Annotated in this window: 15 protein-coding genes; 10 read left to right on the top strand and 5 right to left on the bottom strand. The window is 65.8% G+C overall.

Features of this window, described 5'->3' with window-relative positions:
• The first annotated feature begins 166 nt into the window (after positions 1-166).
• The 3 genes from gatB (at position 167) to R2C4_RS05940 (ending at position 3,875) form a co-directional block, all read left to right on the top strand.
• A complete protein-coding gene (gatB, locus tag R2C4_RS05950; protein ID WP_141889957.1) occupies positions 167-1,678 on the top strand; it encodes an Asp-tRNA(Asn)/Glu-tRNA(Gln) amidotransferase subunit GatB in 1,512 nt (503 codons plus the stop codon).
• Positions 1,679-1,984: 306 nt separating this feature from the next.
• A complete protein-coding gene (gene pepT, locus R2C4_RS05945) occupies positions 1,985-3,226 on the top strand; it encodes a peptidase T (RefSeq protein WP_141889956.1) in 1,242 nt (413 codons plus the stop codon).
• 169 nt (positions 3,227-3,395) lie between these two features.
• A complete protein-coding gene (locus R2C4_RS05940; protein WP_141889955.1) occupies positions 3,396-3,875 on the top strand; it encodes a DUF4177 domain-containing protein in 480 nt (159 codons plus the stop codon).
• Positions 3,876-3,891: 16 nt separating this feature from the next.
• Here R2C4_RS05940 and R2C4_RS05935 read toward each other — a convergent pair whose 3' ends face one another.
• Entirely contained in the window at positions 3,892-4,146 is a 255-nt protein-coding gene (locus R2C4_RS05935) for a BolA family protein (protein WP_008555905.1), read from the bottom strand.
• A gap of 107 nt (positions 4,147-4,253) precedes the next feature.
• Between R2C4_RS05935 and R2C4_RS05930 the strand changes: the two genes are divergently transcribed.
• The 7 genes from R2C4_RS05930 to R2C4_RS05900 all read left to right on the top strand — a co-directional run bounded on the left by R2C4_RS05930 (position 4,254) and on the right by R2C4_RS05900 (position 12,085).
• Positions 4,254-4,877, top strand: coding sequence for a J domain-containing protein (locus R2C4_RS05930; protein WP_141889954.1), 624 nt, complete (start codon positions 4,254-4,256; stop codon positions 4,875-4,877).
• A gap of 320 nt (positions 4,878-5,197) precedes the next feature.
• Positions 5,198-5,566 (top strand): hypothetical protein, encoded by a 369-nt coding sequence (locus R2C4_RS05925; protein WP_141889953.1) that lies wholly within the window; start codon positions 5,198-5,200, stop codon positions 5,564-5,566.
• A gap of 379 nt (positions 5,567-5,945) precedes the next feature.
• Positions 5,946-6,932 carry a cobaltochelatase subunit CobS gene (cobS, locus tag R2C4_RS05920; protein ID WP_058284445.1) on the top strand — a complete coding sequence of 329 codons (987 nt, stop codon included), beginning with the start codon at positions 5,946-5,948 and terminating at the stop codon, positions 6,930-6,932.
• 18 nt (positions 6,933-6,950) lie between these two features.
• On the top strand, positions 6,951-7,652 hold the full coding sequence (locus tag R2C4_RS05915) for an aspartate/glutamate racemase family protein (protein ID WP_141889952.1): 702 nt from the start codon (positions 6,951-6,953) through the stop codon (positions 7,650-7,652).
• A complete protein-coding gene (gene cobT, locus R2C4_RS05910) occupies positions 7,649-9,526 on the top strand; it encodes a cobaltochelatase subunit CobT (RefSeq protein WP_141889951.1) in 1,878 nt (625 codons plus the stop codon). Before R2C4_RS05915 ends, cobT begins: the two co-directional genes overlap by 4 nt.
• 353 nt (positions 9,527-9,879) lie before the next feature.
• A complete protein-coding gene (locus tag R2C4_RS05905; RefSeq protein ID WP_141889950.1) occupies positions 9,880-11,670 on the top strand; it encodes an aminopeptidase P family protein in 1,791 nt (596 codons plus the stop codon).
• 73 nt (positions 11,671-11,743) lie between these two features.
• A complete protein-coding gene (locus tag R2C4_RS05900; protein ID WP_141889949.1) occupies positions 11,744-12,085 on the top strand; it encodes a DUF427 domain-containing protein in 342 nt (113 codons plus the stop codon).
• Between the two features lie 271 nt (positions 12,086-12,356).
• Here the strand turns inward: R2C4_RS05900 and R2C4_RS05895 are convergent, their stop codons facing one another.
• From R2C4_RS05895 to R2C4_RS05880, 4 genes are all read right to left on the bottom strand, one after another.
• Complete coding sequence (locus R2C4_RS05895) at positions 12,357-12,548, bottom strand: hypothetical protein (protein WP_141889948.1); 192 nt, start codon at positions 12,546-12,548, stop codon at positions 12,357-12,359.
• 234 nt (positions 12,549-12,782) lie between these two features.
• Complete coding sequence (locus tag R2C4_RS05890; protein WP_141889947.1) at positions 12,783-14,465, bottom strand: chloride channel protein; 1,683 nt, start codon at positions 14,463-14,465, stop codon at positions 12,783-12,785.
• A gap of 91 nt (positions 14,466-14,556) precedes the next feature.
• Positions 14,557-16,206, bottom strand: coding sequence for a DNA repair protein RecN (gene recN, locus R2C4_RS05885; RefSeq protein ID WP_141889946.1), 1,650 nt, complete (start codon positions 16,204-16,206; stop codon positions 14,557-14,559).
• A 27-nt stretch (positions 16,207-16,233) separates the two neighbouring features.
• Positions 16,234-17,082 carry an outer membrane protein assembly factor BamD gene (locus tag R2C4_RS05880; protein WP_058284438.1) on the bottom strand — a complete coding sequence of 283 codons (849 nt, stop codon included), beginning with the start codon at positions 17,080-17,082 and terminating at the stop codon, positions 16,234-16,236.
• Between the last annotated feature and the right edge of the window lie 7 nt (positions 17,083-17,089).

Here is a 17,089-nt window from a genome sequence, read left to right as displayed (position 1 = left end):
CGTGCAAAACAAGAAGTATCGGCACCGCTCAGAGTTATCCGCGCCACCTGCCCTCTTGCCCCTGCGCGCCGCCGGGCCTAGAACGCTGTGCAACTGAAAATGATATTGTGGCGATGAAATATCGCACCATGTCACTGCAACTGACATTCGGATACGGCGGAAAACCATGCTCGACCTGACATATGAACTCCCCAAGCCCAAAGTGATCGCGGGCGCCAAGCATGACTGGGAACTGGTCATCGGCATGGAGGTGCATGCCCAGGTCAGCTCAAATGCCAAGCTGTTCTCCGGCGCCTCCACCAAGTTCGGTGCCGAGCCGAACTCCAACGTAGCCTTTGTGGACGCGGCGATGCCCGGCATGCTGCCGGTAATCAACGAGTACTGCGTCGAGCAGGCGGTGCGCACCGGCCTGGGCCTGAAGGCCGATATCAACCTGTGGTCGGCCTTTGACCGCAAGAACTACTTCTATCCCGACCTGCCGCAGGGCTACCAGATTTCGCAGCTGTATCACCCCATCGTGGGCGAAGGCGAAGTGCTGGTGGAACTGGGCGACGGCACCGCGCGCACCGTGCGGATCGAACGCATCCACATGGAGCAGGACGCGGGCAAGTCGATCCACGACATGGATCCCAACATGTCCTTCGTCGACCTGAACCGGACCGGCGTCTGCCTGATGGAGATCGTCTCCCGCCCCGACATCCGCGGCCCGGAAGAAGCGGCGGCCTATATCGCCAAGCTGCGCCAGATCATGCAGTATCTCGGCACCTGCGACGGCAACATGCAGAACGGCAACCTGCGCGCCGACGTGAACGTCTCGGTCTGCCTGCCCGGCCAGTACGAGAAGTACCAGGAAACCCAGGACTTCAGCCACCTCGGCACCCGCTGCGAGATCAAGAACATGAACTCCATGCGCTTCATCCAGCAGGCCATCGAGGTCGAGGCGCGCCGCCAGATCGCAATTCTGGAAAGCGGCGGCGAGATCATGCAGGAAACCCGCCTGTATGACCCGGACAAGGGCGAGACCCGCTCCATGCGCTCCAAGGAAGAGGCGCATGACTACCGCTATTTCCCCGACCCGGACCTGCTGCCGCTGGAAATCGAGCAGGACTGGGTGGACGGAATCGCCGCCAGTCTGCCGGAACTGCCGGACGAGAAGAAAGCGCGTTTCATCAACGACTTCGGCCTCTCCGACTATGACGCTTCGGTGCTGACCGCAGATGTGGAATCGGCCGCCTTCTTCGAGGAAACCGCCAAGGGCCGCAGCGGCAAGCTGGCTGCCAACTGGGTCATCAACGAGCTGTTCGGCCGTCTGAAGAAAGAAGACCACACGATCACCGAATCCCCGGTTTCGCCTGCACAGCTGGGCGGCATCATCGACCTGATCGCCTCGGACGCAATCTCCGGCAAGATCGCCAAGGACCTGTTCGAGATCGTCTATTCCGAGGGCGGCGACCCGGCGCAGATCGTCGAGGAACGCGGCATGAAGCAGGTGACGGATACCGGCGCTATCGAGACCGCCCTGGACGAGATTATCGCCGCCAACCCGGCGCAGGTGGAGAAGGCCAAGGTGAACCCGAAACTGGCAGGCTGGTTTGTCGGCCAGGTGATGAAAGCCACCGGCGGCAAGGCCAACCCCAAGGCGGTGAACGAGCTGGTCGCCAAGAAACTGGGCGGCTGAGCCCGGCAGGAAACGGAATTTTAAAGGGCGCCCCTCGCGGCGCCCTTCTTCTTGCCGTTATCGGGGGTGCCATGCGTGCACCCCTTGTGCACCCCCTATGCACCGGGTGCTGTCCTTTCTAATCTTCCTCCTGGCGGCACGCCGGGCAGCCCCCGACCGCCCCCATGGGCGGGGGCTTCGCCCCCACCCGCGGTCAGGCGCTGCCCTTCGCGCTGTCTCAAACCGCCTCACTCCCCCGTCAAATGTGCCGCCGCTTGACCTTCCCCGCGCCAGCGGGTTTCCTCCTGCCAAAATCCCGGAGGCCCCATGACCCGCATTTTCGACCAGGAACTCGAGGACCGTCTGGTCCGCTACGCCGCCATCGACAGCCAGAGCGACGAGACCTCAGCCGCGACCCCCAGCACCGAAATCCAGTTCGATATGCTGAACCTGCTGGTGGCGGAGCTGCAGGAGATCGGCGCGCAGGATGTGCAGCTGACAGACTACGGCGTGGTTCTGGCGACCGTTCCCGCCACCGCACCGGGGCCGGCGATTGGCTTCCTTGCCCATGTCGACACCGCCCCGCAGTTCAACGCGAGCGGTGTGAAGCCGCGGGTGATCAAGAGCTACGATGGCTCTGACGTCACTTTCCCCGACAACCCCGCGCTGGTGCTGTCGCCGGAAAAATCCGCCTACCTTGCTTCCAAACAGGGCGACGACCTGATCACCGCCTCGGGCCTCACCCTCCTGGGCGCGGATGACAAGGCGGGCGTGGCCATCGTGATGACGCTGGCCCGGCATCTGCTGGCCAATCCGGACATCAAACACCCGCATATCCGCCTCGCCTTCACCCCGGACGAGGAGATCGGGCGCGGTGTGGGCGAGCAGCTGCCCAAGGATCTGGGCGTGGCCTTCGCCTATACGCTGGACGGCGGCGACGCGGGCGAGATCGTCTATGAGAGCTTCTCTGCCGACCGCGCGGTGGTGCGCATCAAGGGCGTCTCGATCCACCCCGGCTGGGCCAAGGAAAAGCTGGTGAACGCCGCGCATCTGGCGGCAAAGATCGTGCAGACGCTGCCGCAGGCCACGATGACGCCGGAAACCACGGACGGGCGCGAAGGGTTCATCCATATCACCGATATGAACGGCGGCTCCTCTGAGATGGAAATCAAGCTGATCCTGCGCGACTTTGAACTGGACGGGCTGGCGGCCAAGGGCGATCTGCTGCGCAAGGTCTGCGAGGCGGTGCAGGCCACGGAACCGCGGGCGGAGATCACTTGCGAGATTTACCCGCAGTACCGCAACATGCGCTACTGGCTGGAAAACGACATGACCCCGGTGGAGCTGGCACTGGCCGCGTGCCGCGCGCATGGGATCCCCCCTATCACCACCCCGATCCGCGGCGGCACCGACGGCTCGCGGCTGACCGAACTGGGGGTGCCCACGCCCAACATCTTCACCGGCATGCAGAACGTGCACGGGCCGCTGGAATGGATCTCGGTGCAGGACATGGCCAAGGCCACCGAAGTCTGCCTGACGCTGGTGCAGATGGCCGCGGCGGAGGGCTGAACCGGCAGACGGACCCGGAATTTTGCGAAAACTCCGGCTCGGAAAGCATGTGATTTCCGGGCCGTTTTCCGCGCCGGAGAACGGCGAAGCGCCGGGCCTTCGCAGCCGCTCCGGCCCTTGACCGCTCCCGCCTTTCCGCTAAAGCTGCAGGCCGAAACAGGAGACGTTCATGCAAGCATTTGAGTACAAGGTGGTGCCCGCCCCTGCCAAGGGCACCAAGGCGAAGGGGGTGAAGACACCCGAGGCGCGCTTTGCCAATTCGATCGAGATCCTGCTGAACGAGATGGCGGCCGAGGGCTGGGAGTTTCAGCGCGCGGAGCTGCTGCCGAGCGAGGAGCGCTCCGGGCTGACCGGCTCCACCACGAACTGGCGCAACGTCCTGGTGTTCCGCCGCGTGCTTGCTGCGGAGCAGCCGGAAACCGCGCAGGCTCCGGCCCAGGCCGCCACCACCGTGGAGTTCCGCCACAGCGAACCGCCGCTGACTGCCACCGCAGGCGACCCCGAAGCTCCCGGCGGCGCCACGCCGGTTCCGGGCGCCGGAGCCGCCAGGATGCAGGCCGATGACGGCGTCGAAGAGCTCAGCCCGGTGTCCGGCGTGACCGCCGCACTGAAGAACCGGGCCGCGCAGAAGGGCGACGGGGAGGACTGATCCTCCCCCTTCGGGATCAGACGCCGGTATCCAGCGCCAGCGCGTGGATGCGCGGCACGATCCCGCCCAGCGCCTTGTGAACGGCGCGGTGCTGGGCCACCCGGCTCATGCCGCCGAACGCCTCCGACCGGATCCGCACCGCAAAATGGCTCTCTCCGGAGCCGTCATCGCCCGCATGGCCCGCGTGCTTGTGGCTTTCGTTGACCACCTCCAGCGCGCTCGGTGCAAAGGCCGCCTGCAAGGCCGCTTCCATTTCCTGCTTCACGTTCATTTTCCGCTCATCCCCATAAATTTTTCGGCGCGCCCCCTTCAATCTGGCGCCCCTTAGACTAAACTGCTGCCTCCGAGTCGAACAGAAGCGTCTAGAAGGTGCGCCCCATGACCAAATCCGATCCCTTTGGCTTCGATATGTCCATCCGCTCTGCCAAGAAGAAGAACCCGCGCGGGCGGCGGGCCGCTACCGGTGCGTCGGAGACCTCCGTACGCGTCTGCGACAAGGATGGCTGCGAGGAAGCCGGCAAGTTCCGCGCGCCCAAGGCGCCCGACGTGCTGGATGACTACTTCTGGTTCTGCCAGGAGCACGTGCGCGAGTACAACAACAAGTGGAACTTCTTTGAGGGCACCACCGAAGCGGAGCTGAATGCGCAGCGCTCCAAGGACAAGGTCTGGGAGCGCCAGACCAAGCCGATGGGCGACCCTGAGGCCCGCGCGTGGGCGCGGCTGGGCATCGAGGACCCGCATCAGGTTCTGGGTGCCAATGCCACCCAGAACCCGGGCCGCGGCGCCAAGACGGGCCGCCGCCTGCCGCCCACCGAGCGCCGTGCCATCGAGATCCTGGAGGCCAGGGACGACTGGACCAAGGCCGATATCCGCAAGGCCTACAAGAAGCTGATCAAGGTGCTGCACCCGGACATCAACGGCGGCGACCGCAGCCAGGAGGAGCAGCTGCAGGAGGTCATGTGGGCCTGGGATCAGATCAAGGACAGCCGCAGCTTCAAGTAAGCCCGGCAAAGCAGTGATGCGCAAAGGGCGGCCTTGGGGCCGCTCTTTTACTTTGTCCTGGGAGAGATCCTCCCAGGCGAGATCCTCCTGAGGCAGATTGTCCTGGGGCCGGTGTCCAGCGCCCGGTGCAGCCCTCGTCCCCCCTACAAGGTCCAGGCGGGTATCCCAAAGGATAGGCGGGCGCGCTTCTGCCGCCTGCCGGGCGGCAATTCTATACCTTTGCTGGCGCGCAAATTCCGGTTCTCTCGTTTAGATTGAATTTATCGAAACCTCAGCGCACCCGGCCCTCACAGCTGCCGCCAATTTACAGGAGACCGCCCATGCACCGCCTCGTCATCACCGCCAAGCTCGCCCCCGGCACCACCCATCAGCAGATCGCCCGGTTCATCAGCCAGAACCGCCCGGCGATGCAAAAGGGCGGGGCCACCGGCATGATGATCCGCTGCGGCGGCACGCTGCAGATCATTCTGGAAGGCCCCGAAGCGGTGACCCAGGCCACCGCCAGCGCGGCCCGGTCGAGCGGTCTGTTTACGGCGGCGAAAGCCGCAGGGGCGGTGCCGATCCGTTTTCGCGCTTTCGACAAGATCTGCCTGGCTTATGCCAAGCCGGAGCATCTGGGCGGCAGCCTGCGCCGCGAGATCGGCCTTCTGACCGGTCTGGAGCTGCCCCAGCAGCCCCTGGCTGCCTGATCCCGCCCGGATCCTGTCCCGGGCCCGCTGACGCCGGCAGCGCAGGCCGCCCGGCGCCGCAGGCGATGGGCGGTCTTTTGCCGAAAGCTAATGATAGACTTTTTATTTCTTTGACCCGGCCCGCCGTCACCGGTTAGGCAAAGATGTGCCGGCCGCAGCCTATCCCCCCAAGCGTCGCGGTCGCCGGCAAAACGCGCCCCCTGCTGCCCGGCCGGGGGCGCTGTGCGTGAGGCCGCCTCAACCGTCCGTCCAGTTCCGCTGCAATCGCGGCGTCAGCTGGCTTCCTGCCATAGTTCCCCTTGCCCTCGCGCGCCAGATCGGGCACCAATCCCGCGGATTGGACCCTGATGGCAGGGAAGCGAGATAAGGATCGACTGGGATGACCGACGGCTTTGTGGACATGAATGCGAAACCGACCGAAGCAATTTCGGTGCGCGATGTGTTCGGGATCGACACGGATATGACGGTCAAGGGCTTTGCCGACGGCTCCGACCGGGTGCCGGCGCTGGACCCGACCTACAAGTTCGACCCGGAAACCACGCTGGCCATTCTGGCGGGCTTCAGCCACAACCGCCGGGTGATGATCCAGGGCTACCACGGCACCGGCAAATCGACCCACATCGAACAGGTCGCCGCCCGCCTCAACTGGCCCTCGGTGCGTGTGAACCTCGACAGCCATATCTCCCGGATCGACCTGATCGGCAAGGACGCGATCAAGCTGCGCGACGGCAAGCAGGTCACTGAATTCCACGAGGGCATCCTGCCCTGGGCGCTGCGCAACCCGGTTGCCATCGTGTTCGACGAATACGACGCGGGCCGCGCCGACGTGATGTTCGTGATCCAGCGCGTTCTGGAGCATGACGGCAAGCTGACGCTCCTGGACCAGAACGAGATCATCACCCCGAACCCGTTCTTCCGCCTGTTTGCCACCGCCAACACCGTTGGCCTGGGCGACACCACCGGGCTGTACCACGGCACCCAGCAGATCAACCAGGCCCAGATGGACCGCTGGTCGCTGGTCTCGACGCTGAACTACCTAAGCCATGACGCCGAAAGCGCCATCGTTCTGTCCAAGGCGCCGCATTACAACACCGAGAAGGGCCGCAAGACGATCAGCCAGATGGTAACCGTTGCCGACCTGACCCGCACCGCCTTCATGAACGGCGACCTCAGCACCGTGATGTCGCCGAGGACGGTGATCAACTGGGCCCAGAACGCCGAGATCTTCCGCGACGTGGGCTATGCCTTCCGCCTGTCGTTCCTGAACAAATGCGACGAGCTGGAGCGCCAGACCGTGGCCGAGTTCTACCAGCGCTGCTTTGACGAAGAGCTGCCGGAAAGCGCCGCAAGCGTGAGCCTGGGGTAAGCAGACAGGACGAACCGTATGCACATTGGCTTGATTGGCGGGATCGGCGTTGCGGCCACCATCGTCTACTACCAGCGGCTGACCGCTGCGGTGGACCGGCTGGGCGGCAAGCTGGATCTCACCATCAGCCACGGTGACATACAGACCCTGATCCGCAACAACCTGGCCGATGAACGTGCCCTGCAGGCAGAGATCTTTGCCCGCCAGATCGACAGCCTGAAAGGCGCCGGCTGCGATTGCGTGGCGCTGACCTCGCTGGGGGCGCATTACTGCGTTGAAGAGATGAATGCGCTCTCGTCCCTGCCGGTGATTTCGGGCGTTGCACCGCTGGATGACTATTTCGCGGCGCAAGGGATCCGCCGGGTTGGCCTGCTGGGCACCCGCGTGGTGATGCGGACCCGTGTTTACGGCCAGCTGCACCAGACCAGCGCCGTAGCGCTGGACGAAGAGATCGACACCCTGGGGCAGACCTACCAGGACATGGCGGTCTCCGGCAGCTGCACCGCCGGCCAGCGGAGCCAGATGCTCGATGCCGGGCGGCGGATGGTTGACGAATTGGGTGCGGAGGCAATTGTCCTGGCGGGCACCGACCTGAACCTGGCCTTTGACAATCAGGACCCAGGTTATACCGTAATTGACGCGCTGGATGTGCATGTGTCGGTCCTGGCCGATCTCGCGGCCGGACGCTGCAGCCTTGATGAAGTGGCGATGACGAAATGAAAAAGCCCAACGACAACCCCGCCGATCCGTTCAAGAAGGCGCTGACTGAGGCCACCAAGGTCATGGCCAACGACCCGGAGCTGACCGTCACCTACACGGTCGACCCCTCGGGGCTGTCGGGCGACTCGATGCGGCTGCCGCAGGTCTCCCGCCGGATGAGCCGCGAGGAGGTGCTGCTGGCCCGCGGCACCGCGGATGCACTGGCGCTGCGCCACAAGTTCCACGACGACGCCACCCACGCGAAATACGTGCCGCAGGGCGAAATGGCCCGCGATCTCTATGAGGCAATGGAAACCGCCCGCTGCGAGGCGATGGGCGCGCGGCATATGCCCGGCACCGCGTCGAACATCGACGTCAAGATCCGCAACGAATCGATCCGGCGCGGCTATGACCAGATGAAATCCTCCTCCGAGGCACCGCTGGCCGCCTCTGCCGGCTATCTGATCCGGCATCTGGCCACCGGCCGTCCGCTGCCCGAAGGCGCTGCCAACATCATGGAGCTGTGGCGCGGGTTCATCGAATCCCAAGCCGGCGGCACGCTGGAGAACCTGGACGAGACCATCGCGGATCAGGCTGCCTTTGCGAAACTGGCGCGGCAGGTGATCTCTGACCTCGGCTATGGCGACCAGCTCGGCGATGACCCGGACGATATGGACGACGACGCGGGCGACGAGGCCGAGGAGAACGCCGAGGAGCAGCAGGATCCGGACAGCACCGGCCAGGATGACTCCGACGAGGAGCAGGCCGACGCGTCCCCCGAGCAGAGCCAGGAGCAGCAGCAGGACGAGAGCCAGGCCCAGGTCTCGATGGACGAGATGGCCGACGAGGAACTGGCCGAGGACACCGAGATGCCCGACGGCGAGGCGCCGCTGGAGCCGCCTGCCCCGCCGCCGGTCTCCGAGGCCGATCCAGACTACAAGGTGTTCCAGGACGCCCATGACGAGGAAATCAACGCTGAGGATCTGGCAGAACCGGCCGAGCTGGAGCGCCTGCGCGCCTATCTCGACCAGCAGCTGGAGCCCTTGAAGGGCGCGGTGAGCCGGCTGGCCAACAAGCTGCAGCGCCGCCTGCAGGCGCAGCAGAACCGCTCTTGGGAGTTCGACCGCGAGGAAGGCATCCTGGACGCGGGCCGCCTCGCCCGCGTGGTCGCCAACCCGACGACGCCGCTTTCGTTCAAAGTCGAAAAGGACACCGAATTCCGCGACACCGTGGTGACGCTCCTCCTGGACAACTCCGGCTCGATGCGCGGCCGCCCGATCTCCATCGCCGCGATCTGCGCTGACGTGCTGGCCCGGACGCTGGAGCGCTGCAACGTGAAGGTCGAGATCCTCGGCTTCACCACCCGCGCCTGGAAGGGCGGCCTGGCCCGAGAGGCCTGGCTGAACGAGGGCCGGCCGCAGCAGCCCGGACGCCTCAACGACCTGCGCCACATCATCTACAAGGGTGCGGATGCCCCGATGCGCCGCACCCGCACCAATCTCGGCCTGATGATGAAAGAGGGCCTCTTGAAGGAAAACATCGACGGCGAGGCGCTGGAATGGGCGCACCGGCGGATGATGCACCGGCCCGAAGCGCGCAAGATCCTGATGGTGATCTCCGACGGTGCCCCGGTTGACGATTCGACGCTGTCGGTGAACCCGGCGAACTACTTGGAGAAACACCTGCGCGACGTGATTGCCATGGTGGAGAAGAAAAAACAGGTGGAGCTGCTGGCGATCGGCATCGGCCACGACGTGACCCGCTATTACGAGCGCGCGGTGACGATCACCGATGTGGAGCAGCTGGCCGGTGCGATGACCGAGCAATTGGCCGCCCTGTTCGACAGCGACCCGCGCGCCCGCGCCCGGGTGATGGGCATCAAGCGCGCCAGCTGACCTCGCAGCGCAACCGGCGAGGGGGCACTCCCGCGCCGTCGGTCTGCATCAAAGATGCCGTCCTCAGCCTTGGGCACGGCCGCGCGCTGACGCGCGCGGCGGCGCCGGATGCCGCTGGCATCCGGCGCTTGGCCCAACGGGCCAAAGGGCATTCTGGATGCCCTCATGGCCGGGCGGGAGCCGCCGCCGGTCCTGTTCCGTCAGATCCGGTGGTTTCCCGCCGCCGCTGCCCTTGCCAGCACAGAGGTGATCTGGGACAACAAAGGCGCGCGCCCTGGCCGCGCCTTTTCCCTATCACGGCGGCCGGGATCCCCTGCCGCGTGCCGCCCTGCCCTTCAGCTGGAGAGACGCCGATGTATCAGACCTTCGATGTGACCGCCCGCCCGGAACAGGGCCCGCCCCGGCTGGCCGCCCTGCGCAAGGAACTGGCGGCGGAAGGCCTGGACGGCTTTCTGGTGCCCCGCGCCGATGCCCATCAGGGCGAATATGTGGCGCCCCATGATGAGCGCCTCAGCTGGCTCACCGGTTTCACCGGCTCGGCCGGGTTTTGCGCCGTGCTGCAGGACAGTGCCGGCGTCTTCATCGACGGGCGCTACCGCACCCAGGTGAAACGCCAGGTGGCGGCGGACTACACCCCCGTGCCCTGGCCCGAGGTGCAGCTGGCGGACTGGCTGAAGGAACAGCTCCCCAATGGCGGCAAGGTCGGTTTCGACCCCTGGCTGCATGCGGCCGGGCAGATCACATCCCTCACGAAAGCGCTGAAGGGCAGCGGCATCACCCTGGCGCAAAGCGAAAACCTGGTGGACCGGATATGGCAGGACCAGCCCGCGCCGCCGATGAACCCGGTGGCCGCGCACCCGTTGGATTATGCAGGCAAAAGCAGCGCAGACAAATGCGCGCGCCTCGCCAAGGACCTGCGCGCGGCCGGCCAGGCGGCGGCAGTGATCACCCTGCCCGACAGCATCATGTGGCTGTTGAACATCCGCGGCAGCGATGTGGCGCGCAACCCGGTGGCGCATGGGTTTGCCATCCTGCACAGCGACGCGCGGGTGGACCTGTTCATGGCGGCAGAGAAGCTGGACGGCTTGCAGGGCCATTTCGACAGCTCCGTCACCGTGCATCCGCCTGAAGACTTCCTCAAGGCCGCGTCCTCCCTCAACGGCTCTGCCGCCGCAGACACCGGCACCCTGCCGCAGATCGTGGCCGATGCGCTTGGCGAGCGGCTGGTGGCGGCGGGCGACCCCTGCGCCCTGCCCAAGGCGCGCAAGAACGCCGCCGAGATCGCAGGCAGCGCCGCAGCCCACCTGCGCGACGGCGCCGCGATTGTGGAGATGCTGGCCTGGCTCGACGCGCAGGCGCCCGGCACCCTCACCGAGATTGACGTGGTGAAGAAGCTGGAAAGCTTGCGCCGCGAGGACCCCGCCCTGCGCGACATCAGCTTTGAAACCATCGCAGGCACCGGCGAAAACGGCGCCGTCATGCACTACCGCGTGACCGAAGAGACCAACACCCGGCTGGAGGACGGCCACCTCCTGGTGCTGGACAGCGGCGGCCAGTATCTGGACGGTACCACCGACATCACCCGCACCATTGCCATCGGCACCCCCGGCGGGGAAGAGCGCGCCGCCTATACCCGCGTGCTGCAGGGCATGATCGCGATGTCCCGGCTGCGCTGGCCCAAGGGGCTGGCGGGCCGCGATATCGAGTGCATCGGGCGGATGCCGCTGTGGCTGGCCGGGCAGGACTTCAACCACGGCCTCGGCCACGGCGTCGGCGCCTATCTGAGCGTCCACGAAGGGCCGCAGCGGCTGGCCCGCACCAGCCATGTGCCGCTGGAACCGGGCATGATCCTGTCCAACGAGCCGGGATACTACCGCGAAGGCGCCTTTGGCATCCGCATCGAGAACCTTCTGGTGGCTGAGCAGGCCCCGGCCCTTGACACCAGCGACCCGGAGCGCGACATGCTGTGCTGGCGCACGCTCACCTTTGCCCCGGTAGACCGGCGGCTGGTGGATGCCTCCCTGCTGACAGCGGACGAGAAAGACTGGCTCGACAGCTATCACCGGGAGGTTGCAGCAAAGATCGGACCGCAGCTCAGCCCCGCCGCGCAGGCGTGGCTTGATGCCGCAACCGCGCCTTTGTGACCCGGGTCTGACACCCGGCTGTTACATAGACTGAACAAAAGATGACACGAATGAAGAAAGTGGGAAATCACGCATGACAAATATCCGTATCCGTAAGGCCGAAGGCACCTGGGTCGTCCGTTCCGGCGGCGCCGTATTGGGCGAAACTTCCAATGCGCTGGAGCTGTCGGAGGGCGGTCTGGATCCGGTCATCTATTTCCCGCGCGACGACATTGCCATGGCGTTCCTGGACCGCACCAGCAAAACCACCCGGTGCGAGCACAAGGGCGAGGCCAGCTACTTCTCGATCGCCAACAAATCCTCGGTCACCGAAAACGCGGCCTGGAGCTATGAGAACCCCAAGGAGGATGCAGCAGAGATCAAGGGCCATCTAGCGTTTGTGCTGAGCGACTCCGTCAAGGTCGAACAGGTCTGACCCGCCTGCCCGGCTGCGGCGGCCCTGCGCCGCCGCCAGCGTGCGGTTCCTGTTTCAGGTTTCAGGATGCAGATTGCAATCCGGCTCGCACCGGCGCCCTGGCGCCGGTGTTTTGGTGCCGGCGCTCCGCCAGGGGTTAGATAGCGGTGCGGAGGCGGCGGAGCCTGGTGCGGCGCGCCCTGCGGCAAGCCAACGGCTGCCGCAGCAGCACAGCAGCGCCTCTGCCCCCTGGGGGCGGAGGCCGATACGGCGGGGTTGCGAAAGATAAGGGCTAGGTGAGAATGGCGCGGCTCAGATTCAGCCTGGCTTCCTCCAGCGCATCGCCTGCGCCAAGGATATCCGTTTCCCGGGCACACTGGATCGCATAGTTGATCACCGCCTCCAGGGCCGCCCGTTCATTTTCCCGCTCGCTCGCCTTATTTTTCGCACCAGCCTCTTGCGGGCCGATTTCGAATTTGCGCATGAGTTTCCTACCGAAGTGAGTAAGTCTTGCTATGTTATGGTTGCAGTGTTGTAGAAGGCTCAGCCGCTGGGCAATGCAAATCTTAACTTTCTATTTACCTGTAGCGGATTTCTCACAGATGCGGGGAAGATCCGGGCCAATTTCCCCCTGGCGCATTCCGGACCACAGGGCGCAGCGCCCTGCCCTGCAAGTGAAACCCCGGGTCCGCAGGCGCTGGCTGGTCTTTCGTGCGTCTTACCTATGTTCCTCGGCAGCCGTGGCGGCAAGGGCGCGGTTATAAGCCTTCAGCGCATCCACGTGGTAAAGCGCGCCGATAATCTCCTCGGTGCCGTTTTCCGCCATCATCACAGGGAGATAGGGCACGTCGGCGCGGTCGAACACCGGCATCGCGGCCTCCAGCGAGGCGGAGGCGCGGATGCATAGCCCTTCCTCCGCCAGCTTCTGGCAGTCCTCCAGGCTGGCGCAGCGGCTGTCGCCCATCGGCCGCATCACGGCACCCGCGCGGATCAGCGCCAGCAGATAGGCCTGCGGGCCGGCCGCGCAGTGGATATCGCGCCGCTCCAGCTGGGTCAGGAAGAAGGACCGGTCCACCAGCCGCGACGCCAGCGCGGTGGACATCGAGACAGAGACCATCACAGCCAGGCCGATCTGCCAGTCGCCGGTCAGCTCGAACACGATCAGCGTGGTGGAAATCGGCGCGCCCAGCACCGCGGCGGCCACCGCCCCCATGCCGGCAAAGGCGTAAAGCGTATGGGTGCCCGACACGTCCGGCAGCACCGAGGTCGCAATCAGGCCAAAGGCCAGCCCGGTGAGCGCGCCAATCATCAGCGACGGCGAAAACACCCCGCCACCCATGCGCCCGCCCATGGTGATCGCCACGGCGGCGGTCTTGACCACGGTGAAAATCACCGCCTCCCCCAGCAGCAGCCCGCCGGTCAGCGCCAGCACCGTGGTCTCATAGCCGACACCGATGATGTGCGGATACCAGACCGCAATCCCCCCCAGCATGGCACCCGAGACCGCCGGGCGCAGCCAGCGCGGCAGGCACAGGCGCGCCTGCACCTTGCTGCCCACCTTGTCGGCAAAGAAGATCGCCCGCATCTCAACCACCGCCACAAGGCCGCAGATCAGTCCCAGAATCAGGAAGGCCGGCAGCTCCACGTAAAACTGCAGCGCGCCGGGTGTGACCAGGGTGAATTCGGTGACATCGCCGTATTCCAGCCGGTTGATCACGGTGCCCGCAACCGAGGCGATGACGATCGGCGCAAAGGCGTTGACCGCGAAGTGGCGCAGCACCACCTCCAGCGCGAACAGGGCGCCGGCAATCGGCGCGTTGAAGCTGGCAGACACCGCCGCCGCCACCGCACAGCCCAACAGGTCGCGCCCGGTGATACCATCAGCATTGATCCGGTTGCTGACCCAGCTGGAGATCACCCCCGCCATATGCACGACAGGCCCTTCGCGCCCCGAGGAGCCGCCGGTCGACAGGGTGATGAAGGAGGCCAGCGCCGAGGCCAGCCCCTCCTTGTGCTCGACGCGCCCGTCGTGCAGCGCCGCGCCCTCGATCACATCGGCGACCGAGCGCACCCGCCCGTCCGGGGTGAAGCGGTCGAGGATCAGGCCGACCACCAGCCCGCCGCCCGCCGCAATCGTCACCAGCACATACCACGGCAGACCCTGCGCAAAACTGTGCAGATAATCCACATCGGGCGCGCCATAGACCCAGGCCTGCAGCGCCGCGATCCCCTTGCGGAAGAACAGCGCGGCAAAGCCCGCGGCAATGCCGATCAGCAGCGCGATCAGCCAGAACTGAAACTGGCTGGGGCCGCGATGGCGCAGCACCCGCCAGATGTCTTTCAGGCCGGCCAGCCATTGCAGGGAGATTGCGGAAAGGGACGAAAGTATTTCTTGCACCATAACCTGTCAGCGGGTCTTTTTTGTTATCAATGGCCTACAACTGCCATGACGCCAGTTAAAGAACCCTCACCCGGCCAGGTTTTGCGGCGGGTTATCCGGCCAGCAATGCGCGGGCTGCAGCGCGGGCCTCGTTGGTGATGGTATCACCGGACACCATCCGGGCAAGCTCATCCACACGCTCGGTGCCATCCAGCGGCACCACCTGTGACAATGTCATGCCATCGACCACCTGCTTGCGCACCTGCCAGTGATGGCCGCCAAGGGCTGCCACCTGCGGCGAGTGGGTCACCACCAGCACCTGGCCCGCGCTGGCCAGGCTGCGCAGGCGGCGCCCCACGGCATCCGCCGTCGCGCCGCCGACACCTCGGTCGATCTCGTCGAAGATCAGCGTCTTGCTGGCGTCCTCACCGCGCAGGCAGACCTTGAGCGCCAGCAGGAAGCGGCTCAGCTCCCCGCCCGAGGCGATCTTGTTCAGCGGCCCCGCGGGCGCGCCGGGGTTGGTGGCAACGGTAAAGGCCACCGCGTCGGTGCCATCCGGCCCCGGCTCTGCCGTGGTGATGCGGGTCTCAAACACCGCCCGCTCCATCTTCAGCGGGGCCAGCTCCGCCATCACCGCCTTGTCCAGCGCCGCCGCCCCCTGCCGGCGCACGGCGCCCAGCTGCTTGGCGGCTTGCGCATAGGCATCTTCCGCTGCCTTCAGCGCGGCTTCCTGGTCGGCCAGGTTCTGATCGCCCGCGTCCAGCGCCGCCAGCTTGGACCGCAGGGTTTCGGCGTAGTCTCCCAGCTCATCCGCCTGCACCCCGTGCTTGCGTGCCAGCGCGCGGATCGCGAACAGCCGCTCCTCGCAGTCTTCCAGCTCGCCCGGGTTGAAGTCCAGGTTGTCCAGAACCCGCTCGACCCCGTCCTGGGCATCGCCCAGCTCGATCATCGCGCGGCTCAGCGCCGCCAGCGGCTCGTCCAGGCCGGTATCGTCTTCCCGGCCAGAGACGCCCTCCAGCCAGCGCTGCGCCTCGCCCATGGCGGCCTCGGCGCCCTCGCTGAGAAGCGCATGGGCGCGGGCTATATCGCCGCGGATGCGCTCAGCCGCCTGCATCTGACGGCGGCGGACATCCAGTGTTTCGTCCTCGCCCGGCTGCGGATCCAGCTTGTCCAGCTCCGCAACCGCATGGCGCAGGAACTCTTCCTCGGCCCGCACGGCGTCCAGTGCGGCACGGGTGGCCGCCACCGTCTTGCGCGCCTTGGCCGCCGCAGCCCAGGCCGCCCGCACCGAGGCCAGAAGTTGCTGGGTGCCCGCATACTGATCCAGCAGCGCCATATGGCCGCGCGGGTTCAGCAGGCCGCGGTCGTCATGCTGGCCATGCAGCTCCACCAGGGTTTCCGACAGCGCCCGCAGCACCTCGCCCGAGCAGCGGCGGTCGTTGACCCAGGCGGTCTTGCGCCCGTCGGCGGTGTTCACCCGGCGCAGGATCAGGCTGTCGCCGCCCGGCAGCCCGGCTTCTTCCAGGATCGCATGGGCCGGATGATCGTCAGCCAGCTCAAACTCCGCCAGCACCTCGCCCTGCCTGGCCCCCTGGCGCACCAGCTCGGCGCGGCCGCGCCAGCCCAGCACAAAGCCCAGGCTGTCCAAAAGGATGGATTTGCCTGCCCCGGTCTCGCCGGTCAGCACATTGAGCCCGGGCTGAAAGTTCAGCTCCAGGTGGTCAATGATCAGGATATCCCGGATATCAAGCGCGCGCAGCATTGCCCCGCCCCATTACCGCAGCAGCCGTTACAGCCACTGCCCTTTCACCGTCTGCCGGTAGATCTGGCTCAGCCAGTTGTTGCCGCGGTCCTTGGGCTTGAGCCCTTGCGCGGTCAGCAGCCTGAAGCTGTCCTCATACCATTCGGTTGACTGGAAGTTGTGCCCCAGGATCGCCGCGGCGGTCTGCGCCTCAGCGGTCAGGCCCAGCGACAGATAGGCCTCGACCAGCCGGTGCAGCGCCTCCGGCGTGTGGCTGGTGGTCTGGAACTCCTCCACCACCACCCGGAAGCGGTTGATCGCAGAGGTATAGTGGCCGCGGCGCAGGTAGTAGCGCCCGATCTCCATTTCCTTGCCCGCCAGATGGTCGAAGGCCAGGTCGAATTTCAGGATTGCCGAGGTGGCATACTGGCTGTCCGGATAAACCTCGATCACCGTGCGCAGCGCCTGCAGCGCCTGGAAGGTCAGACCCTGGTCGCGGCCCACTTCGTCGATCTGGTCGTAATAGCTCAGCGCCAGCAGGTACTGGGCATAGGCCGCATCCTCGTCCGCCGGGTAAAAGTCGATGAACCGCTGCGCGGCGGCGCGGCTGTTCTCGTAATCCCGGGTGGAGTGATAGGCAAAGGCCTGCATGATCACCGCCTGTTTCGCCCATTCGGAATAGGGGTACAGGCGCTCGATCTCGGCGAAATAATAAACCGCATCCTTGGGCCGCCGGTTGGCCAGCTCGAACTCGCCGCGTTCATAGATCTGATCGGGGGAATAGGCCTCGACCGAGTCGCCGCGCTTGACCGCGCCGCCGTCGCCGCCGCAGGCCGCTAGCGCCGCCATCAGAACGACCGCGCCGAGGGTTCTGGCTCCTGCCCTGATGCCGTTCATAGTGCCT

This window comes from Leisingera aquaemixtae (assembly GCF_006740765.1).
Lineage (GTDB): Bacteria > Pseudomonadota > Alphaproteobacteria > Rhodobacterales > Rhodobacteraceae > Leisingera > Leisingera aquaemixtae.
The sequence above is the reverse complement of the archived record's forward strand: the minus strand, read 5'-3'. Positions and strand labels throughout refer to the sequence as shown.

Coding starts and splice junctions, on each gene's coding strand:
- R2C4_RS05905 (WP_141889950.1), top strand. CDS start 9,880: ATGTATCAGACCTTCGATGTGACCGCCCGCCCGGAACAGGGCCCGCCC.
- R2C4_RS05915 (WP_141889952.1), top strand. CDS start 6,951: ATGCACATTGGCTTGATTGGCGGGATCGGCGTTGCGGCCACCATCGTC.
- R2C4_RS05935 (WP_008555905.1), bottom strand. CDS start 4,146: ATGAACGTGAAGCAGGAAATGGAAGCGGCCTTGCAGGCGGCCTTTGCA.
- R2C4_RS05940 (WP_141889955.1), top strand. CDS start 3,396: ATGCAAGCATTTGAGTACAAGGTGGTGCCCGCCCCTGCCAAGGGCACC.
- R2C4_RS05900 (WP_141889949.1), top strand. CDS start 11,744: ATGACAAATATCCGTATCCGTAAGGCCGAAGGCACCTGGGTCGTCCGT.
- R2C4_RS05895 (WP_141889948.1), bottom strand. CDS start 12,548: ATGCGCAAATTCGAAATCGGCCCGCAAGAGGCTGGTGCGAAAAATAAG.
- gatB (WP_141889957.1), top strand. CDS start 167: ATGCTCGACCTGACATATGAACTCCCCAAGCCCAAAGTGATCGCGGGC.
- R2C4_RS05930 (WP_141889954.1), top strand. CDS start 4,254: ATGACCAAATCCGATCCCTTTGGCTTCGATATGTCCATCCGCTCTGCC.
- recN (WP_141889946.1), bottom strand. CDS start 16,206: ATGCTGCGCGCGCTTGATATCCGGGATATCCTGATCATTGACCACCTG.
- pepT (WP_141889956.1), top strand. CDS start 1,985: ATGACCCGCATTTTCGACCAGGAACTCGAGGACCGTCTGGTCCGCTAC.
- R2C4_RS05890 (WP_141889947.1), bottom strand. CDS start 14,465: ATGGTGCAAGAAATACTTTCGTCCCTTTCCGCAATCTCCCTGCAATGG.
- R2C4_RS05925 (WP_141889953.1), top strand. CDS start 5,198: ATGCACCGCCTCGTCATCACCGCCAAGCTCGCCCCCGGCACCACCCAT.
- R2C4_RS05880 (WP_058284438.1), bottom strand. CDS start 17,082: ATGAACGGCATCAGGGCAGGAGCCAGAACCCTCGGCGCGGTCGTTCTG.
- cobS (WP_058284445.1), top strand. CDS start 5,946: ATGACCGACGGCTTTGTGGACATGAATGCGAAACCGACCGAAGCAATT.
- cobT (WP_141889951.1), top strand. CDS start 7,649: ATGAAAAAGCCCAACGACAACCCCGCCGATCCGTTCAAGAAGGCGCTG.